The sequence below is a fragment of the Chryseobacterium sp. CG10_8 genome (assembly GCF_058117085.1).
Genome location: NZ_JBYVEB010000044.1, coordinates 1 through 25216 on the forward strand (window position 1 = coordinate 1; position 25216 = coordinate 25216).

General features: G+C 35.4%; 18 protein-coding genes. 8 read left to right on the forward strand and 10 right to left on the reverse strand.

The window, feature by feature from the left end; genetic code table 11:
- Positions 1–107: 107 nt before the first annotated feature.
- The gene (locus AC4AGG_RS08730; RefSeq protein WP_489771612.1) at positions 108–2975 is read right to left on the reverse strand and encodes an alpha-amylase family glycosyl hydrolase; all 2868 of its coding nucleotides are present in this window, start codon (positions 2973–2975) and stop codon (positions 108–110) included.
- Between the two features lie 289 nt (positions 2976–3264).
- Here AC4AGG_RS08730 and AC4AGG_RS08735 point away from each other — a divergent pair, with 289 nt between their 5' ends.
- From AC4AGG_RS08735 to AC4AGG_RS08750, 4 genes are all read left to right on the forward strand, one after another.
- Positions 3265–4203 carry an endonuclease/exonuclease/phosphatase family protein gene (locus tag AC4AGG_RS08735; protein ID WP_489771613.1) on the forward strand — a complete coding sequence of 313 codons (939 nt, stop codon included), beginning with the start codon at positions 3265–3267 and terminating at the stop codon, positions 4201–4203.
- Positions 4204–4231: 28 nt separating this feature from the next.
- The gene (locus AC4AGG_RS08740) at positions 4232–4702 is read left to right on the forward strand and encodes an Lrp/AsnC ligand binding domain-containing protein (protein WP_489771614.1); all 471 of its coding nucleotides are present in this window, start codon (positions 4232–4234) and stop codon (positions 4700–4702) included.
- Positions 4703–4706: 4 nt separating this feature from the next.
- Positions 4707–5450, forward strand: coding sequence for a deoxyribose-phosphate aldolase (deoC, locus tag AC4AGG_RS08745; RefSeq protein ID WP_489771615.1), 744 nt, complete (start codon positions 4707–4709; stop codon positions 5448–5450).
- A 203-nt stretch (positions 5451–5653) separates the two neighbouring features.
- Positions 5654–6985 carry a S8 family serine peptidase gene (locus AC4AGG_RS08750; RefSeq protein ID WP_489771616.1) on the forward strand — a complete coding sequence of 444 codons (1332 nt, stop codon included), beginning with the start codon at positions 5654–5656 and terminating at the stop codon, positions 6983–6985.
- An 82-nt stretch (positions 6986–7067) separates the two neighbouring features.
- On the opposite strand, the gene dusB is transcribed toward AC4AGG_RS08750, so the two are convergent.
- Positions 7068–8069 (reverse strand): tRNA dihydrouridine synthase DusB, encoded by a 1002-nt coding sequence (dusB, locus tag AC4AGG_RS08755; protein WP_489771617.1) that lies wholly within the window; start codon positions 8067–8069, stop codon positions 7068–7070.
- Between the two features lie 281 nt (positions 8070–8350).
- Here dusB and AC4AGG_RS08760 point away from each other — a divergent pair, with 281 nt between their 5' ends.
- Positions 8351–9184, forward strand: coding sequence for a M23 family metallopeptidase (locus tag AC4AGG_RS08760; protein ID WP_489771618.1), 834 nt, complete (start codon positions 8351–8353; stop codon positions 9182–9184).
- Between the two features lie 56 nt (positions 9185–9240).
- Here the strand turns inward: AC4AGG_RS08760 and AC4AGG_RS08765 are convergent, their stop codons facing one another.
- Entirely contained in the window at positions 9241–12309 is a 3069-nt protein-coding gene (locus AC4AGG_RS08765; RefSeq protein WP_489771629.1) for a DUF8818 domain-containing protein, read from the reverse strand.
- A 315-nt stretch (positions 12310–12624) separates the two neighbouring features.
- On the opposite strand from AC4AGG_RS08765, the gene AC4AGG_RS08770 reads away from it, so the two are divergent.
- Together AC4AGG_RS08770 and AC4AGG_RS08775 are read left to right on the forward strand one after the other, a co-directional pair.
- A complete protein-coding gene (locus AC4AGG_RS08770; protein ID WP_489771619.1) occupies positions 12625–13536 on the forward strand; it encodes a T9SS type A sorting domain-containing protein in 912 nt (303 codons plus the stop codon).
- Between the two features lie 214 nt (positions 13537–13750).
- Positions 13751–13939: a hypothetical protein gene (locus tag AC4AGG_RS08775; RefSeq protein WP_489771620.1), complete on the forward strand. Its 189-nt coding sequence runs from the start codon at positions 13751–13753 to the stop codon at positions 13937–13939.
- 61 nt (positions 13940–14000) lie between these two features.
- On the opposite strand, the gene AC4AGG_RS08780 is transcribed toward AC4AGG_RS08775, so the two are convergent.
- From AC4AGG_RS08780 to AC4AGG_RS08810, 7 genes are all read right to left on the reverse strand, one after another.
- Positions 14001–16814 carry an aminopeptidase gene (locus AC4AGG_RS08780; protein WP_489771621.1) on the reverse strand — a complete coding sequence of 938 codons (2814 nt, stop codon included), beginning with the start codon at positions 16812–16814 and terminating at the stop codon, positions 14001–14003.
- A 231-nt stretch (positions 16815–17045) separates the two neighbouring features.
- Positions 17046–18413: an orotidine-5'-phosphate decarboxylase gene (gene pyrF, locus AC4AGG_RS08785; RefSeq protein ID WP_489771622.1), complete on the reverse strand. Its 1368-nt coding sequence runs from the start codon at positions 18411–18413 to the stop codon at positions 17046–17048.
- Between the two features lie 177 nt (positions 18414–18590).
- Positions 18591–18932, reverse strand: a complete 342-nt coding sequence (locus tag AC4AGG_RS08790) for a YkvA family protein (protein WP_489771623.1) — start codon at positions 18930–18932, stop codon at positions 18591–18593.
- A gap of 95 nt (positions 18933–19027) precedes the next feature.
- Positions 19028–19579 carry a TlpA family protein disulfide reductase gene (locus AC4AGG_RS08795; protein WP_489771624.1) on the reverse strand — a complete coding sequence of 184 codons (552 nt, stop codon included), beginning with the start codon at positions 19577–19579 and terminating at the stop codon, positions 19028–19030.
- Positions 19580–19588: 9 nt separating this feature from the next.
- A complete protein-coding gene (locus tag AC4AGG_RS08800; protein ID WP_489771625.1) occupies positions 19589–20146 on the reverse strand; it encodes a thioredoxin family protein in 558 nt (185 codons plus the stop codon).
- Positions 20147–20389: 243 nt separating this feature from the next.
- Complete coding sequence (gene aroC / locus AC4AGG_RS08805) at positions 20390–21451, reverse strand: chorismate synthase (protein ID WP_489771626.1); 1062 nt, start codon at positions 21449–21451, stop codon at positions 20390–20392.
- A 313-nt stretch (positions 21452–21764) separates the two neighbouring features.
- The gene (locus tag AC4AGG_RS08810) at positions 21765–23399 is read right to left on the reverse strand and encodes an LIC_10190 family membrane protein (RefSeq protein WP_489771627.1); all 1635 of its coding nucleotides are present in this window, start codon (positions 23397–23399) and stop codon (positions 21765–21767) included.
- Between the two features lie 299 nt (positions 23400–23698).
- Here AC4AGG_RS08810 and AC4AGG_RS08815 point away from each other — a divergent pair, with 299 nt between their 5' ends.
- Positions 23699–25000: a tyrosine-type recombinase/integrase gene (locus AC4AGG_RS08815; protein ID WP_489771628.1), complete on the forward strand. Its 1302-nt coding sequence runs from the start codon at positions 23699–23701 to the stop codon at positions 24998–25000.
- Positions 25001–25216 lie beyond the last annotated feature (216 nt).

Consider the following 25216-nt stretch of genomic DNA (forward strand, 5'->3'; position numbering starts at 1 on the left):
TTCAGTATTTCAGTGCTTTGATTTTATAGAAGCTTTATTGTACTGAAAGTAAATAAAAAAAAAGCATCTGAATATTCAGATGCTTTTTTTTATTAAAGGAAAATAGTCTACTTGACCATCATTTTGACAAGAGCATTACCTTTTTCCGCTCTTAGCTGAACGAGGTAAATTCCTGCTGCTAAACCATTGGTATCAATAGAGATTTCTCCATTATCATTTTTGATTTTTATTTGTCTCAAAGCTTTTCCAGAAAAATCATAAACAGTTAGTGTTCCGTTTTTTGCATTTTTGTAGATAAACTGAGCGTTTCCAGCGTTGACTGGATTTTCTTTTATTTCTAAACTTACCTCAGAAGCTTTAGTTGATACTTCATGAGTTCCTAAAAGACTTGCAGGTTGATTTCCATAAATTCTGAATTCACCTGGTTGTAAAGTAAGTGGTGAATTTACGTTGGTTACAGCAAGAGTTGTATTATCCATTAAATTAACCCAAGTTCCGGCGTACGGGAAAATAGGGTTAATGCTTTGAGAAGTTAATGTAAAGTTGGTTAAGATGACAACGTTTTTCAAAGTAGAAGCAGAAAGTGCATCATTCCAGATGTATGCTTTCGGCATGAGATCACCGGAAGAAACAGTAAATGTAGTTGTATCAAAGACTGGATTTGCTCTTTTTATACTAATCATTTTTGCCCAAGCATCTCTTACCGAAATCCTTTCGGCATTAGTGTCATAAGATAAACTAAAAGCTGATGGTTTCGGGTCTAGTTTACAATCTCCAACACCATCTGCATCTCCTTCGAAATTGTTTGTTCCATTGGTACATCTAAAGAGACTCAAATCAAATCCAAGTTCTGCAAATTCCCAAATCATTTTTGGTCCAGGAAGTGGCAAGAAGATCGCTCCATAAGCTTTTTGTCTTTGTAGTGCGGTGCTAAGGGTTCTTACATTATATGTGCCATTACTTGCTCCATAGGTCACGTTTTTGAACATGATTCTTTCCTCGTCATGACTTTCACCATAAGCCATGTTTCTTCTCTCTGTAAAACCATGGTTTTCAAAATCTACCTTATTAATATTACTATTGGTTGCATAACCCATAGTAGTTTCGTTATAAGGAGTAGTTAATTTATCCCAAGTCATCACACCTTTTCCTTCAGAAATTCGATAGTTAGCCCACTCTTGTTCTTCTGGATCACCTCCCAAATGCTCAAAAATCACATATGATGTCGGGTCAAGGCTCCACTGATAGTCCGCGTAATTTTTTAAGATTGCAACTCTATCCGCTTGAAATCCATCAGTACATGTGGTACCTGTACTAGTACATGCTTGAGTGAATCCTTTGGTAAGATCCCATCGGAAACCGTCAATTTTGTATTCTGAAATCCATTGTTCTAGTACTCTTTGAACATAATATTGTGTCGTCGCTAAGCTATGATTGAAGTCGTAAAATACACTATAAGAGTGCATCGCAGTTTGGTTGAAGTAAGGATTATTGGCGGCAACTTCACCGTATCCACCCGATGTTGAGGTGTTCCATAGTCTCTGAATTGGGCTTCTTCCAGTAGCGTGATTAAGAGCAACGTCTAAAATGATAGCGATTCCATTTTGGTGACACAAATCAATAAATTCTTTGAATTTATTTTTAGTTCCATAGGCTTTATCAAGAGCCATATGGAAACTGGTGTTGTAACCCCACGAACTATTACCATCGAATTCCATTACTGGCATTAATTCGATAGCGTTGATTTTTAGGCTTTTAAAGTAATCGATTTTGTCAATTAAAGACTGCCAATTTTGTTCTGATGTGAATTCTCTCACAAGAAGTTCGTAAACAAACAGATTTTGCTTTGCTGGTTTTGTGAAATTGGTCACTGTCCAGTTATAAGCAGGCATTCCGGTTTGGATTACAGATACGTCATACTGTTGTCCTGTTGGGTAAGTCGGAAGGTTTGGATAATCAGCGGAGCTAATCCATGGATCATCATCTGGGGATAAAACCATTGTAGAATAAGGGTCTGCTACCTTGATGCCATCACTTGTTCTATATTGGAAAGTGTATATCTGTTGTGGAGTAAGACCCGTAATTTCGATCCAATACAAATCCGGGTTGGTAGTATCCTTGTACATTAAGTAAGCAGAGTTGATCGTCCAATTATTAAAACTACCTAAAACATGAACATAGCTTTTGTTAGGAGCATATAGCGCTAATCCAACTTTAGTTGGGTCTGTTGGGGAGTAAGTAATCCCTTGTCTCATATATGCAGGGATTGCAGCAGAAGTAACATTAACTGCTGGTTGTAACTCAAAAGTTGACGAAGCAATGGTTCCGTCAGCAGGATTGGTTGCTGTAAGCACCATAGTAGAACCTGCGGTAACGGTATAGGCGTAATTAAAACTTGCTGAATTACTGACAGTATTAACGGTTGTACCATTTGCAGTAAGAGTCCAATTAGCTGTTCTACAAGCGGTATAACTGATATTATATGAGGATCCTGCATTGACGAAAGTTGTAGAATTACTGTTCGGTGCCGTCGAAGTAAATTTCAGTGTTTTAATATCGACGTAGATGTCTTGAGACTTTTTGTCCCCGGCTCCATTAAGTGCTTTAATAAGAAATCCAAACCTCCCTAGTCCCGTCCTATTAAAAAAAGTTGAGGGAGTGATCGTCATTGTGTAAGTATCACTTCCTGCATTATAAGTGAACTTGTTTACATTGTTGGAAGCTGACCACGTTCCGTTTGTTGGACAATCTGCGCTTGTATTAGTAGCAGAGTCGTAACTCCAAGCCCACATATAAAGCGCATTATTGGTTACACCCCAAGTTGACTCGTTTATACTACTGCCATTAACAGTTATTGTTATTGCGGTGGATTCGTTGAAACAGAAAGGTGAAAATGATGACGTAACCGTCTGTTGTTGTCCAAAAAATAAATTAAAGACAACAATCGCAAATGCTAGAAAAATTTTTCTTTTCATTTATGAAATATATTTTTTTGTTATTAAAAATAAAACGGGTTTAAAGTTACATATTATTTATATGGTATAATTGAGATATTACATGATATTTAAAATCTTATACGTTTTATTTTTTTTGTATATTTTTTTTAACTCAAAATGTGGTATTTTACTTTAATATTTTAACTATTCAATAAAATATTTGTAAAATATACATGAATATCTTTGATTTCGTAAAAAAAATTAAAAAAAAATTAGGGATATTAAAATTATTTAATAAATTTACACACAAGGGAAATAATGTAGTTTTATGATATTGTCTGATGTCAGTGAGGTTTTAATGTTTTACAACACGGAGAATTTTTTCAGTGATGATTACCGAAGTTTTTCTCCGAAGTTTGGTCTGAAAAATTGGAGCCCCAAAAGATATCAAGTCAAGCTTCAAAAGATTGCTCATGTTTTCGAACTCGTGAAGAAGGATTTTGGGAAATTACCTTTACTTATTGGTCTGGCTGAGATTCAAAATGAAAAGGTACTTCAAGATCTTGTTGAGTTGCCTCCGTTTGATTCGGAGTACGGCATTGTTCATTTTGACTCTTTAGATGAGAGGGGAGTCGATGTGGCGCTGCTGTATGATAAGAATAAAATTGAGATTCTTCACGCAGAGCCGATCAGCTTTTTGTTCGAGATTGAGAATGAAGATTCGGACCGCTATGATACTACCCGAGACGTGTTAAAGTGTAAAATAAAATATAAAAATGCCATTTTTTATTTTTTTGTTATACATTTGCCGTCAAAAAGAGAAAGAGATATTAACAAGCCTAAGCGAGATTATATTCTTAATCAAGTGAAGGAGCGCGTTATTTATTCTTTACAAGAAGAAAAGCTTCCTGTGATTATCTGTGGTGATTTTAATGAGAATCCCAATGAAGATAATCTTCTCGAATTAACACATGATGAAAAATTTGGTAGAACATTAGTCAACCCCTTTCTTGAATTGTATCAAGCTGGGAGGTTTTCGACTTATTACCGAAATCAAGGTCTACTATTTGACCAATTTTTGCTGACTGAGAATTTTTTCGACGATTTTTTTTCAATGTCTCTGGAAGATGCTGGTGTATTTGATGTGCCTCAAATTTCAGAATGGGACAAGAGAAACAGAGGGAGACCTTTCCGTACTTATGCGGGAAGTAGGTACTTGGGAGGATATAGCGACCATTATCCCGTTTTCTTGATCCTAAAAACATAATGATAATTTAAAAACCTAGAAAAATAAAATGAAGAATTTAAAGCAAAAAGATTATTACTTAGACCCTATTGATAAAAGTATTATTTATATGCTCATTGATAACGCAAAGACATCTCTGGCGTTAATTTCAAAAAGTGTCGGTATATCTACAACAGCAGTCCATCAAAGGATTAAGAAAATGGAAGGAGCAGGTGTTATCGAGAATTCGGTGTCACAGCTTAATCCAAGAAAAATTGGTTACAAAGTTGTTTCCTACATAGGCGTTTTCCTTGATCAGCCCTCTCATTATCAAAATGCAATCAAGGAGCTTAAGAATATTAATGAAGTTATTGAAGCGCACTATACAACAGGAAACTACACTGTTTTTTTAAAGGTGCTTTGTAAGGATAATGATCATCTTATGGAGATTTTGAGTAAAATTCAAAAGTTAAAAGGTGTCACAAGAACGGAAACTTTCATATCTTTGGAACAAAGTATCAATAGACAATTGAAAGTGTAAATCAATGGAAATCAATCAGTATCTCGACTCTACTTATCTTAAAACGCCTGCGCAATCAGGCCTTTCCGAAGAAGAAACTCAAAAAATAGTAATCGATTTAGCTAAAGAAGCTATTGATAACGGCATTTTTGCGGTGATGATTCGCCCTGACTATGTTAAAATGGTTCGTGAGTTTTTGAACAGGAATGATTCGGATGTTGTAGTAGGTACGGTGATTGGTTTTCACGAAGGAACATATAGTGTAGAAGATAAACTAAATGAAGCTCAGAAGGCTATTGAAGATGGCGCAGATGAGTTAGATTTTGTTATCAACTACGAAGCTTATAAAGCTGGAAATCTAGATTTGGTGAAAGATGAGTTTCTAAGATGCACTCAGTTATGCATCGATCATGGGAAAGTAGCCAAATGGATAATTGAAATTGCTGCTTTGACAGATGAGCAGATTATCGATATTACCTCTAAGATTAGATTGTGGTCTGAAGAGAATTTTGATAAAGATCAGTTGTCAAATATTTTTGTAAAATCATCAACTGGTTTTTACAAAACAGAAAACGGAAAACCCAACGGGGCGACATTTGAAGCAATTCAGTTGATGTTAGATCATGCTGGAGAGTTGCCGGTGAAGGCTGCTGGTGGAGTCCGTACAAAGGAGGATGCGGAGAGGATGATAGCGTTAGGTGTTAAAAGAATTGGAACTTCCTCTGCTTTAAGCTTGATAGAAAACGAAGCTTCATCCGAAATGTATTAAATAGATTATGCATAAAAAGACACAAGACCGCAATTGCGGTCTTTTTTTATTGTTTGAAGTTTAGTGAAAGTTTAAATAATTCAACAAATACAAAATACTATTTATGAGTATTGATTAATATTAAATTATTTTTATAAATTTGTCTAACACAAAGTTCATATATATAAAAAAAGCACAATTCTTTTTTAAAAAATTTTATAGATATGAAACTTAGAAACATTTTTTTAACAATGTCTGTCGTTGTATCTATTGCATGCCAGACAGACACGCTGGACAATCAGGAAGTAGACTCTTCCAGCTTTCAAACTGAGAACAGGCTTCCGATGCCTGCGTATCAACCAATCACTGGTCGATACATTGTGACCCTAAAGGAGGGAACCTTCTATTCCCCGATTGATATCCTAGCTAATTCTAAGTCGGTTGCGGTTCAAAAAGAGCTGTATCAGCAGCAGATTAATACTTTGAAAAGTTCTTTAGCTAATCCTACAGCCAAGATTGCGGGGAGTAATATATCCTTTGGATTTGATGGAAATAAGATTATTACTGTTTTCCAGTATGGTTTAGAGGGATTTGTTGCTAATCTGTCCGAAGAGGAAGTCAAAAATCTCAGAAGGCATCCTCAGGTTTTAGATGTAGCCAATGACTACCTTATTACATTGGCAAAACCTACAGGATCTGGTTCCGGTGGAACTTCTGGTCAAGTTGTTCCTTGGGGAATTACAAGGGTTGGTGGATCTGGTAATGGAACCGGAAAAACTGCTTGGGTAGTTGACTCGGGTATTGACCTAGATCATCCGGACCTTAATGTGGATGTTGCTAGAAGTTTGTCTTTTGCAGGTGATAATAATCCTGATGATGGTAATGGTCATGGAACTCATGTTGCTGGAATCATTGGCGCTATCAATAACAATATTGGTGTAGTTGGTGTGGCGGCAGGAGCTAGTGTTGTGGCTTGTAAAGTTCTTTCGAGTTCTGGAACGGGCGATTTTTCTTGGACGGTTCAAGCTCTAGATTATATTGCGGCGGTTGGACTACCAGGAGATGTGGTGAATATGAGTCTTGGGCCAAGCGCTCCTTATATTCATGCAGCGACGGATACAGCGACAATGAATGTAGCTTCAAGAGGGATTAAAATTGCGATTGCGGCGGGGAACAATTATGATAATGCTAATTTGTACACTCCAGCTCACAATAACCATGTAAATATTTACACCATTTCCGCTTGTAACTCGGGTGATTTTTTTGCATATTTTTCCAATTTTGGAACTTGTGTAGATTATGCTGCGCCAGGATATGATATCAGGTCTACAATCCCAGGCGGATATGGATTGATGTCAGGTACATCAATGGCTTCTCCACATGCAGCTGGGGTTCTCTTATTAGGAAATCCAACAACTGATGGTTACGTCAAAAACGGTTATTGGGAAGTTAGGGCAGGCGGAATTACGGGTAAAGTTTCTCTCAATAATTCTTATAGAACAGCAATTTATCGCAACGATCAGGATGGAATCCAAGATCCTATCATTCATAGGTAGAAACACATTATGTCTCTATATATCGAAGCTACCCATTTGGGTGGCTTTATTCTTATAGTTGAAATAAATATGTTTTCGTTGTTTATTGCTGGCTAAGTATGGGGTTTTCCATGTAAAATTGTTCTGCTTCCTCAATCAATTTTTCCATTTCATCTAAAGATAAGACCTCCAAAAATTTCTTTCTCCATTCCCTAAAGTGAGGGATTCCTCTAAAGTAGTTGCTGTAATGTTGTCTCATTTCAACCAAGCCTGCTCTTTCGCCTTTCCATTCGACGCTCCATTCTGCATGTTGTTTTACTGCAAGGAGTCGGTCTGAGATGGTGGGTTCAGGAAGAATTTCGCCAGTTTCGAAGTAATGTTTGATTTCATTGAAAATCCAAGGGTATCCAATCGCTCCACGCCCAATCATAATTCCGTCGCAAGCGTATTTGTTTTTATATTCTTCCGCTTTTTGAGGACTGTCGATATCACCATTCCCAAAAATAGGAATTTCGATGTTTGGATTTTGTTTGATTCTTGATATATATTCCCAATCCGCTTCGCCTTTGTACATTTGGGAACGCGTTCTTGCATGGATAGTCAGAGCTTTGATTCCTGCATCTTGCAATTTTTCGGCAACTTCGTCAATATTGATATTCTGTGTATCCCAACCCAAACGAGTTTTAACGGTCACTGGAAGATGAGTCGAATTAACAACAGCTTTTGTCAACCTTACCATTAAGTCGATATCTTTGAGAACGCCAGCTCCAGCTCCCTTGGCTACGACTTTTTTAACTGGACAACCAAAATTAATGTCCACCAAATCGGGCTCTACTGTTTCAACAATTCTTGCGGACATCGCCATTGCTTCTTCGTCTCCACCAAAAATTTGGATACCGACTGGTCTTTCGTAATCAAAAATGTCCAATTTTTTTCTGGATTTCATGGCATCACGAATCAATCCTTCCGAAGAAATAAATTCCGAATACATCAAATCCGCACCATGCATTTTGCACAATCTTCTAAATGGTGGGTCGCTTACATCTTCCATCGGTGCTAATAAAAGCGGGAATTCTGGAAGCTCTATGTTTCCTATTTTTGGCATGGCGCAAAGATAAGGAATTGTGTTTAACCGTTTTTGCGCCTTTAATTCTTTTTTTTCTGTTGAATAATATGAGCATTTTTAGAGTTTTTTCCACTGAAAATATGCCGAGGTGAGAAGCAGGAACCCTTTTAAAGCTTCAATTTCTAAAAGAAAAAAATATTTAATTATAGATTCACCTCAAAATTATGCCTGTTTGCCTCAAATTTTTCGAAGCATAGAATGTTTTTTGGCACTTTTACGTTAGAAAATTAATCGAGTATTAACCATCTAATTTTTGAGCTATGAAAAAGATATTTGTTTTAATGGTTGCGATATTAAGTGTTAAAGTTAATGCGATTGCTAATGTTGTTATCTATTACGAGTTGAGTGATACCAGAGATACCGTGACGTATTTTTTGGATAATCGAGAGATTTTTCCAGTTTCTATTTCCTTTTCGGGTCAACCAGTTGTTGAGAACATGAAGGTTGATGGATTGAAGCAGGCCTATGTATTGCCTCCAGGGACAACTAAAAATAGAGTGATTTCTTTTTCTGCTGTTGATAAGACGAAAAATTGGGCGATATTAAAAATGCCTGCATTCAAAACTTTTGTTGGAGACGCGACAATATCTACCTATGATACTAATTATGTTTATGATTTGCCTTATAGAAGCGGAAAAACGTTTCAAGTTTCTCAAGGTTATGACGGAAGTTTTTCTCATCAAGGTGAAAATGCAATTGACTTTACTTTGCCTGAAGGTACCGCTATTCTCGCGGCAAGGGGAGGGAAGGTAATTGAGGTGGTACATGAGCATAAAGGAGGTTGTGCCACTCAAGATTGTGCGAAAGATGGAAATTATATCACAGTTTTGCACGATGACGGAACTCTGGCCGAATATTATCATCTTGAACAATATGGAGCAAGAGTGAAGGTCGGTCAAAAGGTAGAAAAAGGAGATGTTCTTGCATTGAGTGGTAATACAGGTTTTAGTAGAGGAGCACACTTACATTTTGTGGTGTACATTCCGTCTCCGACTGAGAAAAATTGGAGAACAACTTTGCCAACCAAATTCAAGACGACCAATAATTCGGAAGGTGAAATCTTGATTGCTAAAAATAGTTATACCAAACCTTAAGAATTCATATAGTTATTTTATTCATCGGATGAGACTCGTAAGGGTCTCATTCTTTTCTAAAAACTCGCCTTAATTTGCATGCTTCCAATATGGATGGTTCGGTCATCGGAGTTACGCCCTTCGTAATTGATGTTGAGCGAGATAAAGGAATTAACGGCTTGCTGTAAAAGGATACTCCAAACTTGATTTTTTCCTGGTTTCAGACCATCTAACATTTGGTTTCCAACAATAGAAAAACTTTGTCCTGTGAAGTTATTATTGATGAAAGAGAAATTTCCTCTAATAGTTGTTTTTTTGCGCTCCCATTGCAGACTACCGGTCAAATCAAAGGTTTTCAAAAACTCTTCTCCGTCAACTCTTCTTTTTTGTCTCAAAGCTGAAGAAAGTTCGGCTTGTATCGCTTCGGTGAATTTGTAAGTAGCTTTTGGTCGGGTTTCCCAATTGTTAAGACTGTAGTCACGACTGTCAAAGAGTTCTGATGCATTTTTGATATGGAAAAGTGAGTTTTCCCAATCGATTCGAAATTCCTTGTTGAACCAATATCCGAAATTCAGGTGATGCGAATTTTGACTTCTTTCTTCTTTGCTGAAATTGGCATTGATGATATTATTATTGGAAATAAAGCGATAATTACCGTTCCAGCCTGATTTTTCGGTTGGACTAAACTGCGCCGAAGCCAAAAAGTTTTGGTTTTTTAAAATCTGATTTTCATTTTTTTCAAACGGATTGAGTACCAAAACTTTGTCTTGCTTGTAATAAGAGTTTTGAGAATTGAGTGAAATATTAAAATTCCATCTTTTGAGAAAAGCATTTTCCGAACCGAAAACAATCGAAGGGTTTACAAAAAGAGCCAAAGTCAATTTGTTTTTATTACTCGGAATATAACGTATAGAATTGGTGTAAACTCTAATATATTGCGATAAATCCACATATTCCGCCACTTCGAATTCATCAATCTGCTGAACACCGTCGCCATTATAATCTGTCCATTTGTAAATTCCCTGTCCATCGGTTACTTTCAGATATTGAAACTCACGTTGCGCTTCCTGGCCATTTCCCAGTTCATAAAAGGCTTGAAGTCGCATTCCGTTCTTGAAAAGTTGTTGATTATAAAGAATATTTCCAACTACAAAATCTTGGTTGTAATCATTAGGAACATCCGTTTGATATTTGAATTTTCGATAATGAATTAACGCATTCAAAGTTGTCTTTTCGGTTTTAATTAACTGGCTTTCTGCCATTATTCCGAGAATGTGATTGACGTCTACCAGCTGATTATTTCGCACAGAGTCATTGTCACGGAAGTAGACTTTTGCAAGTAATCGAGTTCTTACAGAATCACCAATTCTCTTTTGTAAGAACACCTCCTTCCAACGGAAGCTCGTTACATCGTAATCTTGTGTCGCGTTATATTTTTTGATGTTATTTTCCATTCCAATTCCTGTGCTCCAACTGCCTTTCTTACCCTTGTATTCGGTACTTATTCCGCCTCGGGTGAAATTGGTATTTTGAAGTTCGGCTTTGGTGTCCAAATAAGAAATCTGCGCTTTGGAATAGAATTTTCTTTTTTTCCAGAAGGCATCTAAGTCATTTTTGAGACCCTGATAAGTGGCTTGTTCATTGAGAAAATTAACTCGATAATTAAGGAAAGAAGTATTTTTCCAATTATTATTAAAGGTAAAAATCAACCGATTCTGGTTTCTGTTATTGAATTCTTGTTGCAAGTTGAAGTCTCGTGCAAATTCTACATCATTAATTCTGTCTAAAATATGAAACTGCGAAGAAATATGCTGAACTTCAAACGAGGGAGTCCCTTTCCAGTTATTTTTAGTAAAGGTTTTGTTTCCATAGATTCTTGCAGCAATACCAGAATTTTCTTTGGAGTCTTTGGAGGAGAAGAGGTTGATATCGTAATTACTGTAAGAAAAGTCGGTTCCGATTTTACCGTCATTTAATAAATATTCTGCATTGTAGGAGAATACTTGCGATTGTTGAGGAGAAGGTAGTTTTCTCACCGCTTTGTAATCACCAAGTCCGTCTCCAACATATTCGAAAACACGTCCATTGTTAGTGGTCTGTTTCAGGGTGTAATCTCCCAATCCGCTTCCAAAATAAGTGAACGAAACTTGATACAAAACGGCAGTTTCATCGGTAGAAAATTGATAATAGCCTCCTATTCCGGATGGAATCAATTCATACAGAATTTTGTTGACATCGTATTCTGTTTGTACACCGGATGGCGCATACATAAGTTCGGGATTGTTTCCTGCATTGGCGAGGATGAGTTTGTCTTCGTCACTTAAATTTAAAGCCAAAGGCGAATTCTTATTGTCATTTTCCAAAAACCAATTAATGCCTGTTCTGAAACGTTCTCTTTGATGCTGAACTCCTCCAGTCACAAGATAACGGGAGTAATTTCTGTTGGTATAGTTATAGGAAACGGTGATAAAATTCTGTTGAAAAATAGGTCGAAAACTCGTGAAAGTTAATTCTCCAGTGTTGTAATTGATAACGTAATCTTGATTTTCACCGCGTTTCATGAGGATTCCATCAATAAAGACTTGTTCCGAACCTGAAATAATGGTAATAAATTGTTCTCCATTTTTTCCTGTCAATCGATAAGGACCTTGATTGCCTTCAACTCCCTGAAATCGAATTCGGTGAAATTCACTTCGTGCAACACCAGCAGCAATATCTATAAAGGTTTTGTTTTCTTTTCCCAATTGCGTCTGAAATTGCAATCCCATGCTTCGTCTCTGATATCTTCCGAAATAAGTCTTTTCATCGATTAGATCAAGATGACCGGCTCTAAGAATCGACTTGTCTTTGATGTTAAGTTGCATATAGATACGGTCAAATTCTTCCAAAGTTTGGGTGTATCCATCAGCTTGAATTGGTAAGTTATGGTCAGAAATACTTGCCAATATGCTAACATCATCGGATAATTTTCCTGTAATCTGCAAGTCCATCGCACTTTGAACGCTTTGTCCTTGATTGTTACCAAATGTCACCCCTCGAATAATCGAACCTTTGGAATTGAGGTCGCCCAAAAAACGTTGTTTATTGTTTTTGAGTAATATCGCTTCATCATAGATAATTCTGTTCTGTTTTTTGACAAAATCCATCGTGTCTTTGAGGAAAACATCATGCTCTATCTTTCGTGCAATCAGACTGTCTTTGCTGATAGAATCATTGGGAATGTTGGGGTTTTTCCATGTGAAAATCTGCGCGTTAAATAAATTTAGCACAACAAAAAAGGAGATGGAAAAAAGTAACTTTCTCTGCAAATGATGATGAATAAACCGGTGTAAAAGTAACGAAAATAAAAGTTGCAAATTGTGAGACAATGTTAATAAATAATTAATCCAATTGAAAAAGTAAGTGGCTTATAATTTGTAACTTTGTCACAATTAACTATCAAATTTTTTAAAATATATATTATGAAAAAAATCTTTACAATTTTGGGAGTTGCAATTATTGGTTTTAGTAGCGCTCAGGTAACCTTACCTTATAATGAGGCATTTACTTATACCGATGGAAATCTTTTAGGACAAGGAGGTTGGGCATATCTTGGTGCCGCTTCTACTGACGAAATTCAAGTTGCTTCTAATGCTATTACTTTTGATGGAGGTGGCAGTGATTTGCAACAAACTATAACTACAGTAAATTCCGGTACAATTTATTATGGTTTGGACATAAGCGTTACTTCAAATACTCTTCAAACCGATGCTAATGGTGGTTACTTAGCTGGACTTGTTCAAACAACAAATACTTATGGAGGAACTCTTTGGACTAAAAGAGTGACAGCCACCACATATAAATTAGGAATTGAAGTTAGAAGTTCCACTGGTACGGCAACAACATGGACTACTGATGACTTTAACGTGAATCAGGTTTATAATGTCTATGTTAGTTATACTTTCAATACCAGTACCACTGCGGACGATGTTGTAAATTTATATGTGGGAGGTAATTTGGTTGCGACGGATTCTAACACAGGAACCGACTTGACTCAAGCGGTGAGTTTCTTTTTAAGACAGGATAGCGCAACTGAGACTCCGTTTGTTAATATAGATAATTTAGTTATAACAACAACAAGACCTTCTACCCTTGCAGTTTCTGAACTAGCAAACATCAACACTAACTTTGTAAAGAACACTTTTGCAACTGACGAGGTTAAATTTGGTGCGAAGGCGGATGTTAAAGTATATAACTTAAATGGTCAGGTTGTAAAATCAGCTGCTGTTTCTGAAAACAATAGCTTGAATGTTTCTGATCTTAATCCAGGAATGTATATCATTACTGGAACAGTTGATGGACAATCTGTTTCTCAAAAAATATTGAAGAAATAATTCTTTCTCAATGATAAATATAAAGCCACTCACATGAGTGGCTTTTTTGATTGGGTTACCTTTATAAATGATATCACAAAAGCTTTCTGAGTATTTCGGTCAGGATTTTGTGAGATAAATTATAGAAATTATTGCTTATAAATATTGCTTAAAACGGAGGTCTTTTTGAGAGAAATTTTATGTTTTTTTAAGAAGCAATTTCAAAAATGATAATGTGAACATCCCTAAATATAGTCAAATCTATTTAAAGTGTCATGCTGACGAAGGAAGCATCTATATAGATTCTTCGACTCCACTTCAGAACTTCGTTCGCAGACTTTCAGTCTGTGCTCAGAATGACAAACAAATATATCATGACAAATTATTAAGATTTAACTATATCCGTCCGTTTCTGGAAAAGTAATTAAGAACAAATTACTTCTCACAGTTTTTTAACCCTCAACTCGAAACTCATAACAAAAACCTTAATACCAACCTCTTCTTACAGTATTAACCAATGCATTAAGATTGAGAACTAAAGTAAATCGGATTCTTTTAGCATAATCATTGAGAGAAGGTTCAAAGCCTAAGGTAGAATAGACCGGGAGATAAATTTCCAAAAAGTCAGGAATAATTCTCACTTTCACTCCAAAGTCCCAAATAAATTCTGAACCTGCACCTTTGTTTTTGTACATTCCTGCATCAGCATAGATATTGAACATTTTCCAAACATGAGAATCCACATTAAGTGAGGTAATCCACTGATTGGCGGTGTCTGGAAAAAACGTTTTGAAACCTCCATCGGCTAATAAAAATTGCTGAGACAACACTCCCGAAGTCGCACTTTGCCCAAGAAGTCCGTAAGAGAAAGAGTAATTAGAAATCCTTGAAATTCCATAATCAAAGAAATCATTACGTGTCTTATTACTCAAAAAATAACCCGCAAAAAGACGGAAACTTATTTTTTTATTTTTAGCAAACTCATAGCGGTAATAGGCTTCAGCGGAGATCTTCTGAAAGTCTTCCATCAACTGAAAGTTGGTTCCAATATACTTTTCGTGAATCAGGCGGTTGTCTGAGTAAGCATAATTGACGTTCCAAAGATTGTAAAGGTCATATTCATTCGCTAGAATAGCAGCTGCATTGAGTTCTTTTTGGTAATGGTTATACGAAAATCCTAGACTTCTTTTGATGTCACTTCTTGGATTTTTAGTAAAACTAAAATTGGCAAATGCTGTATATTTCTGATAGGGCAAGTCATAATCGTAATGAAAATAAGAGCCAGAGATGCCAATATTCAAACTTCTAAAGAAACTTTCTGGGGGCATAAAACTGTATGAAACTGACCCCGAACCTGTTATTTTTCCAGCATTAGTGCTGTAATAAGGCGTTACCGAATATTCAAAATTACGATTGAGAAGTGATTTGTTACTGAAATTAATACCTGCTAAAATTCCATCATAAGCATTGAAACTCAATTTGGGATTAAGATAGATTTCGCTGTACTCAGGATTAGGAACATCTTTGATGATTTTGAATTTCAGTTTTTTGGTGTTCGCAAACAATCCTTTGGTATATAGATAATTATCTCGATAAGAAGTTTCAGGAAAGGAGTAGCCATCATTAATAAGGATTTTGTCCACTTCATCATTTGGGATGGTGTAATAGTTACTTCCTGTTTTATTTTCGGTGTCAAACCAATAACTTTCTTGTCGGTTATCTTTGGTCAATGTTTCCAGTTTGAAGGGGATTTTTTCTGACGTATTTTTCTGAACTTTAACCAACAATTGATTATTCTCTTTTTTGAATTTCTGAACTTTGAAATTCACCCGATGTTTTTTGTCAATCAGTTGGTCAAGAAATTCGGCAGAGTCAGAAGCTTCCCCAAGTTTTTCTAAGAAGTTTTGTCCTTCAACTTGTTTTCCTTGATTTTGATCGAAATATGAAATAAGAAAATGATTAAAATTGTTATCTCCCATTTTATCGGCAATGTATTTGAAGATAGAACCCGTTTCAAAATCACTAATTGCCATCTGATTGAAGTTGCTCAAATCCTGATAGTTTTCGTCGATTTTCTGATCGAGGTTTTGCGTCTGGACGTATTGGTAAGCTAGTCCATAACGGTCGGTTAGATTGAGTTTGGAAGCATTGAAGATTTTCAAAACTTTCATGCCCATTACTTTTGCTTCAGGAAGTTCCCCCAAAAGCTTTTCGTCCTTATAAAAGGTTTTAAGATAATCGTATTCGAGGTAGGATTTTAGACCATTTTTGAGCCAATGATCTTCTTTTTTGTTGGTAACAATACACTCGTCCAAAACCTTCTTTGATATGATACTAAGGTAATCCATATCTATATTTTGTGAAGGAGAGAACATTGGAAGGTCAAATTTCCAAAATTTAATATTGTCATTTCCGAAGAAGTCTTCTTTCTTTCTAAACTTTTCCGAGATAAAGATTTTTTCCGGCAATAGTCCAGTTCTATCTTTGATAAATTTCAAATGCAATGGAACATAGAACTCCATAAAAAGAAGGTCGTTTTGACTCAACGGATATCCAAAGTCAACTATGACTTTTTTGCCTTCCACATAAGTGGTTATCCCTGTCAGTTGTTGAGATGAAATAACAAATTCGGGGTCACCAAAAAGTGTTCCCTCAAAATAATTCATGTGCGTTTCGGGCAAGTTGCTTTTGGCAATATCATTGACTGGAACATCCCAAATGACCTTCCAAAAAGTTCCGAAATTTTGGGTCTGTTCGATATCCAAATAGTGCCTTTTTTCCGATGTTTCTTTTTCGAAACTGTCAGGAACCAGAAAGAAATATTTAATCGAGGCTTTGCTTCCCGCTGTTCCATAGCCCGTGAATTGGTCCAAAGGAAGTAATAATTCGTACTTAAGATTAATGACCGTGGATTCGCCGGGAAGTAGAGGTTTGGACAACGCAATATCAATGTTCTCGTTGTTGAGGTCATCTGCTCTTTTTGTGGAGGATTGCTCAATTTTATATTCTAGAAAGTTGAGGTTTCCTAATTCGGTTTTTTTTGCAAAATGAAGTTCTCGCTTTCTATCTTCGAGTTTTCTTTCGGAAAGGGGAGTTCCTTCACTTTTGTAAGCAGCAATCCAGTTGAGTAACCTAATCTTAGAGACGGGTTCGTTCATAGGATTATGCCATATAATTTCCTGTTGTACTGAGAGCGTTCTGCGGTTGGGAGAAAGCTTGGCTTGTATGTAGATGGAATCCCTTTGTGCATTGGCAAACACAAAAGCAAATACAAAAAATATGGCGAGTCTTATTTTCAAAAATTGAGTATAAAGGAGTCAAATTTAAAGTTTTCGATTTAAAACGAGAAGATTTTGTTGAAAATTATGAAGCAAAGGAAGAAATACTTCTTTTTTACTTTTTTTTAATCTATTAGTTTTCTCTTTTTTAAAAGTACTATTGAAGCAAAAGCATTAAAAAACTCGATGCTATTGCTCTTTAATAAACAGATAGACACCGAGTTGTATTGTCAATGAGGTTTGTAATTGATTTTATTTCTGACCAAGACTTTCCGTATAGGCTTCCCAACCAGAAATTTTATAGTGAAGAGCCGCTTTTTCGACATCATCCGCTTTATAGATTCCTCTTCCCACAATCATAAAGTCGGTATGGAGATTTTTGAAAACCAAATCTGGAGTACTGTATTGTTGCCCTTTTCCATCGCCCGAATCTTCCATGCTTACACCTGGAGTGAAGAGTAATAGATCGTCAGAAATCATCTTTTGGGAAACCCCACCAATAACATTGGGATGCTGTAATGCAATTTTTTGAGCTTCTTCAAAATACTCAGAAGTGGTCAAAGTTCCTTTGGAACTCATGCTTAAGATAGCAATTACGCCAGAGTTTCTGAAGAAATCCAAAGACTGATAACCTCCAATTACGTGAGAAGTGATTAAGTCTGCCCAAGTTGAAATTTTGTAAACTCCGTAGGAGTACTGAAGTTCTTGTGTGCTTCCAATATCCCCGAATTTTCGGTCTTCCATAAGAAGAAAATTGTATTCTGATGCAATTTCCTTGAGAGGTTTGATGGTTTTTTCGTATTCGAAATCGTTAATTGCGTCAATATGAGTTTTCAGCGCTACAATGTGAGGCCCAGCTTTCTTGGCAAAATCTAATAATTCCTGAGTGGTAATCACGTCGGCGGAAGCAATGAGATTCGATTTCTTTTCTAAAGCTATCTCAATCAGTTTTTTAGCCGCAGGATGGTCGATTTGTTCTAGTTTTTGCTCGTAAGTGAGTCTAGTTTTGTCTTCAAACTTCACTACATTTCCAGCCAAAAAATCCTGAATTCTTTCGATTTCATCCTCAGAGAGTTTGTTTTCTTCTTTCAAGATATCACATATTTCAGAAATCGTGAACAAAGTATGAACTCGATAACCTTTCTCTTCGAGTAATTCTTTACCACCTTGTTGACGGTCAAGCACCACTACAATATCTGAAACGCTGATTCTTTCATTTTCGATTTCAGGAATGGTTTCTAATAGAGATTTCCCGGAGGTTATAACATCTTCTACCAAAAGACAGTTCTGTCCTTTCTGAAAAATACCTTCAATCAGTTTTTTGGTTCCATATTGTTTAGCTTCTTTTCTTTTGATGATAAGGGGAATATAACTTTCCAAACTCATTGCAGTTGCCATTGGAAGCGCAGCGTAAGGAACCCCACAGATAACGTCAAAATTATCCAAAGGCAGCATCTCCAAAAGATAATTGGCAAGATGTTTTAGGATTTTAGGGTCCGAAGCCAATGGTCTAAGGTCTACATAAAAAGGGCTCTCGATTCCACTTTTTAAGGTAAATCTCCCAAATTTGATGATGCCTAATTGGTAGCATTCTAAGAAAAAGTCGCGCTTGCTTTCCATACTGATTTAGATTTTTACAAAGGTAGTTATTATAGGTTTGTTTTGGAAGTTTCGGCTTGGTTAATTTTTTTGAAGTTGGTGCAATATTAACTAATTTGATTACTGGAAATCGAAGCTGAACATACTTTGCTGAAGTCCAATAAAAAAACGCTTCTTTTGAAAGCGTTTGATTTAATATTACTCAATAATTTCTGCTTCGATGGCATTGTTTGGCTTATTTTTTCTCTCAGCCTCCCATAGAAGAAATTTGTCCACTTCCTTCATTAATTTTGGCAGAGCTAGTGACAAAATTGCCAAGTCGTCAATGACACCTATACCTAAAACCGCAATTTCAGGAATAAGGTCGATGGGAGAAATCACATACAGCATACCCAAAAGTGGCAAAATAATGTCCATGGATTTTGCAGGATATTCTCCTTTGCGCCAAAGCTTCACCATACGGAAAACATCAGGAATCTTGCTCAAAAATCCTTTGTGCTTAATGGCTTCTTTGACTAAATGAATTTTAGAATACTTCATTTTCTTTAAAATAAATTGTTAAAAGTTTCTTCCAAAGTTAATCAAATAATTTGCCACTTTTTCCCAAGGAATTGTTAATTAAATTTAAAGAAAAGTTAGGGCGCAATTCCTTTAATTAGTTGGTGAACACTTTCTTGATTCCAATCTTTAGAAGAGTCCTCTTTCATCAGTATTCTAGCATCTTTGTCAAGAATATAAGTTGTAGGGAAAACATTGGGTAGAAGTCTTTCTCCGATTGGGCTTTCTGCAATATAGACTGGCATGGTGTAATTGTTTTTTTTCAGAAATTCAATTACATTCTGTTCCTCATCTTGCATAGCGATAAGGACGAAGTCCATTTTACCTTTTTCGGAATCATATAGCTTTTGGATAGAAGGCATTTCCTCTCGGCATGGCGGACACCAAGTTCCCCAAAAATTAAGAAAAAGCATTTTTTTTCCTTTGAAATTTTTAAGGTTTGTCGATGGAACATTAATTCCTTTGAGGTCGATATCGTAGTCTGCATCAGAAAGATGAACCGCGTCCTCTATTTTTTCTAAAGGAAATAATTGACTGTTAACAAATGTTTTTACTCCTGGTACAAAGGCGTAGATTGCTAATAATGTAAGGAGAATCAGGTATACAAGATTTTTTTTCAGAAAATTCATATTGCAAATTTACAGCAATTCTAGGATTTCGTCAATAACATCTTTTCCTTTGTTTTTTGCGTAATATACTTGCAAGTCATTGTAGAATTCTTCTCTTGGGTAACCTTCTGGATCCGCTTTGAATTTTTTCAATAATTCGGTACCATATTTTGGTCTTGGTCCCCAAACATTTTTTACGCTATAATCTTCATTAAGAATCAAAATCTTAGGTATGGATTGAGTTCCATCTGTAAGAAATTGGTCAATTAAGGAGTGGTCAGCGTCACGAAGAAAGATTTTGGCGTCGTTGCGTCCTTCAAAAAATTTGGAAACAGCAGGAACTGTAGCGCTCGCATCTCCACACCATGGCTCAGAAATGAGTAGGATTTTTCCCTTAAAGTTTTTAGTCGCTAAAGTGGCGACTTGTTCTTCGATAACTTTGAAGGTTTTCAGGGTACGATTCATGCGTTGCATGGCAAGTTCGTAATACTCATTGTGGTCATCACTTGCGATTGGATTGTCAATTCTGTCTTGGGTTACTTTCATGTAATCGTCGAAACTAATTGCTTTATCCCAGTAATTTTTCATTGCTTATAATTTTGCCCAAATTTCGTATTTTGGATTGGATTGTTTTGTGATTTGAGTTACAAAATCTAAAATTAAATGATTGGTAAAATTGATTAAAAAATAGTATTTTAAATTTTAACTAATTGATTATCAATACTGAGTTTAATTTTGAAATTTAAATCAATATGAAAATGTCTATCAAATTCAATTAAAAAGGTTAGATTTCATGACCAATATCATCTTTTTCGATCGTAGAAAATATATTTAGAATTTTCTTGCTTTATTGATTAAATACATATCCGCTAAAACAAATGCAGCCAGATTTTCCACAATAGGGACCGCTCTTGGGACAACACAAGGGTCGTGTCTTCCTTTTCCTTGAAGTGTGATCGGTTGACCGTCTTTATCAATACTTTCTTGCGGTTGAAGAATTGTTGCTACAGGCTTGAAGGCTACTCGAAAATAGATGTCCATTCCGTTTGAAATTCCACCTTGGATACCACCTGAAAGATTGGTTTTTGTTGTAAAATCTTCGTTAAAAAGGTCATTGTGGTCTTTGCCAGTCATCTGAGTACTGCAAAATCCGCTTCCGTATTCAAAACCTTTTGCGGCGTTGATGTTCATCATCGCTTTGGCTAATTCCGCCTGAAGTTTTCCAAAAACAGGCTCACCGATTCCAACGGGCAAATTTTTGATAACACAGGTGACAGTTCCTCCAATCGTATTGCCTTCTTTTTTGATTTCTTTAATTTTGGAAATCATTTTTTCTGCAGTTTCCTCATCAGGACAACGGACATCATTGGATTCTGTTTTTGAAAAATCCAAATCCTGATAGGGTTTCATACAATAGATATCTCCAACAGACGATACATAAGCGTTGATTTCTATATTTTTGGGAATAATTTGCTTGGCTAAAGCACCTGCGACAACCCAGTTAGCGGTTTCTCGGGACGATGACCTTCCGCCGCCTCGATAATCACGGATCCCGAATTTTTGTTCGTAGGTGAAGTCAGCATGAGAAGGTCGGAAACCTGTTTTCAAATGATCGTAATCTTGGGATTTTTGATTTTCGTTACGAATCATAAAACCTATCGAAGTTCCCGTGCTTTTTCCCTCAAATATTCCTGAAAGAAATTCGACGGTATCGCTTTCTTTTCTTTGGGTGACCAGCGTAGATTGACCCGGTTTGCGTCTATCCAATTGTAGCTGAACTTTTTCTAAATCAAGTTCGATTCCTGAAGGGAAATTATTGATGATTCCGCCATAAGCCACTCCATGACTTTCGCCATAAGTAGAAAGGGTTAGGAAGTTTCCGAGATTAAACATAAGACAAAGATAAGAATTAAACCTTCAAGGTTTTCATAACCTTTGAAGGTTCGATTTTTTTTTGATTACAATTTTGGAAACTTTATAGGTTTTACCTATTGCGCATTTATAAAACATTTCGTCACTTCGAGTAGATTTTTGCAAAAAATCGTATCGAGAAGAAGTATAATTTTAATTAAAATTGACTTTGTCAAACTATTTCATTAGGTTTCTTGTTTTCGATACTTTTTCCTCTGAAAAAAACTCAAACTGTCGAATTTTTAAATCAAAATTTTCACAAATGCGCAACAGGTTGGTTTTTTATATAAAGAAGTTATTCCGAAGTTGGGATCTTATTTTCTTGAAGAATAAGTTTCAGTTTTTGTTTTTCTTCATTGGTTATTTTTCGCCAAACGAAACCATCTTTCATCTTATTTGACACCTTTTGTGGAAAGATATTTGCTTCATAATCTTGCCTTAAAAATTCGGGTGAGATTGCTGGAATAGGGGTGTTAAAGCTAAAAGGATAGTCTTTCACTACATTGAATTGCAAATTTCCAATCTTGTAAGTGTGGTATTTTTCGTATGTATAAACTGAGGGTTCATAAAGCTGACTTTTTTCAAAACCTTTCATAATACTTCCTAACCTAAAACTCGGAATCGTTTTTTGAACGATTTGTGGAAAGAAATTGATGAGCATTGCCATCATCATCAAGCCAGAACAAAAGAAAAGAGTTCTTTTTTTATCAAAAATCGGGTAAAACATCACAAAAAACATAACGAAAAATACATCTAAAAAGAATCGATACTGCGCAGAAAAAGCTACGATCAGGATGCTTTTAATCAGCAAAGTAATTGCGATTAGTGTTATTAATTTTGATTTTTTTCTCATTGCAAAAGTGATGAACACTATCCAGCTGAAAAGGAAGAACCAATGGATTTTGGACTTGACTCCATCAAGCAAAAACCAATTTTTGATATAATCCCATTTGCTAAAATTCTCAATTTCTTCAATGGAATATTGCAAATCATACGTTTTGAGAATAGCCATTTCGGAAGACCGTTTCAAAACTTCTTGATTGGGTCTCCATGATAATCCCAAATCGCCAATTTGGACTGGGAAAATTGGATATCCAAAACACCAAATATTCTTAAAGGTAAATAATAATAAGATACCTATTCCGGCTAAAAAAACTTTGAAATTCGATTTTAGAAATAGAATACCATACAGGAAAACTAACATCGGAAGCCAGATCATTGTTGGCTTAATGGCAAAAGTGAAAGCAGATAGAGCAAAGAGTACCCCAATGTTTTTATTTTGATTAAGAATTTCCCAAATGATAATCAGAGAAAAGACAAGAGCCGGAATATCAGTGTTGGGTGATTTTCCAAAAAAAATCAAAACAGGCAAGAACAATAGTTGAATCCAAGATTTCTTTTCTAAAATAAAAATCAAATAGATGGTTAAAAGAACGCTGTTAATTCTCAAAAAAGGGTCAGAAAAATGGGAAAACCCCGCTTGGAAAATATGCCATAGCGACATTTGTCCCAATGTCAGGTCAAGATTCGAAATTCCTTTTACTAATCCATATTCCGTTAGCCATTTGATCGTTGGTACATAGTAGCCAAAATGGTCTAAGACAACTGGATAAGACGAAGCGAAAAATATGATAACAAGAAAAAATAAACAAAATAATTTGATGTTTTTTCCTAAAAAATCTGCGAAATCAAGATATAATTTGAAGAAGAAAAATGCAGAAATACCTATCAATAGACAAACAATTTCCAAGCTAATGCTCATTGGGAAGAAGAATGCAAAAAGCGTCCAGATCAAGGTAAGTATTGCGACTCCAGAAATTAGTTTACCTGTTAAACCTTCCAAACCACGACCCCAAAAAAACTCCGAAATCTTCCCCCAACCCAATAATGTAGGAATAATAAAAATGGTGGAAAAGAATAGGTACAGCATATTTTAGTTCTTGCTAAAATTACAATATTTGTTACGGACTACAAATTCGTACAAAAAGAAAATCCTAAAATATTGTTTTACAATATAATAGGATTTCTTCTAGGTACCTAGCGTACCCAAAATACAGTTTTACTTGCGTTTTCATAACACATTAGAGAACGCTCAAAAGTGCCATTATTACTATATTTGTTAGTTGTTTTTAATTGCATAGTGTTTTATTGAATTTTAAATTGGTTGGAATTTGGTTGGAATAAATTCCAACGGATATTGTATATTTGTTATGTTCAAATTTCAAAAAAATGGCAACTGTTAAATTTCGTGTTTTACACAAAACCGAAAACGCACAAATTTATATTCGTTTTTCTATAAACAGAGATTCTGTTTTTCAGGCTAAAACAGGAAAAATAATTAACGCAAAGTATTGGAGTGCCAAAACTTCACGACCAATACAAACTATTGCTGAAAATAAAATTCTAACAACAGAACTGAATGAATTAGAAAATCATATTTTAAAGGAGTATAATTCTGATTATTCTAAAGGAGTAATTTTTTCAAAAGATTGGTTATCCGAAAAGATAAATTCTTTTTTTAACCGAATTGAAGTTAAAGAGGATGATTCCGTTTTTCTGAATTATCTACAAAATTTTACCGATTTCAAACGTAGCACTTCATCTTATACTGTTTGTACTTTACGGAAATACAACAACCTAAAAGACCGTTTCACACAATACCAAAAAAAGAAAAAGAAAATATTTCTTTTGCAAGATATTGGTGCGAAAACCTTGATTGATTTCAAAAACCATCTTGTTACCGACTGCAACCTAATGGAAACCACAGCAGTCCGATTTATTAAAAATCTGAAAACGGTTCTATTTGATGCAGAACAAAACGGAAAACAAATTCATTATCAGATTCGAGGATTCAGCACAGGAACGACAAACACCGAATACAAAGTTTTTCTATCGTTTGACGAAATTGAGAAAATCAAAGAAGTTCAAAGTATTAACACAGATTGGAATATTGCTAGAGATTGGCTAGTTCTTGGTTGTTATCTAGGACAGCGTGCAAGTGATTTGCTAAGAATGACAAAACGAATGATTTATACCAAAACAGACAGCGAGGGAAACTCATTCCGATTTCTAGAAATTAAACAACAAAAGACAGGTGAAAAAGTTGTTATCCCTTTACACGAAGAGGTAGAAACCATTTTGCAAAAATATAATAATAATTTCCCTCCTTCTTTCGCCAATAATTTTGATTCTAATGCTGTTTTATTTAACAGGCATATCAAAAAAGTTTGTGAATTGGCTGGATTAGATGAAATGATTAAAGGCAAAGTTTACAACGAAAACAAAAAGAAAAACGAAATTGTAGAAACTGAAAAATATAATCTCGTAAGTTCACACGTTTGCAGACGAAGTTTCGCTACTAATTTTTATGGCAACAAATTATTTACTACTCCTCAACTAATGAGTATCACAGGACACAAAACCGAATCTATGTTTCTGAATTACATTGGTAAAACCGCAGACGATTGGGCAATGCAGACCGCTAAGACATTTAGAGAAATTGAAAAACAGAAAAAAGAAAAAATATTATAATTCCCTGAAAACGGAATAAATAAACAAATCAATTACAAAATTGTTCAAATTATGAGTTTACCATTTTATTATTCTTTCAAAGAGTTTAAAAATAAAATGAATATCCGTAAAGTTGCCTAAAATTCACTATCTTTGTGTTAGTCAAATAAATAACGATGAATTTATTTAGTTTTACAGCTCATTTTGGTACAGAAGAAGATTGCAGAATTCATTTTT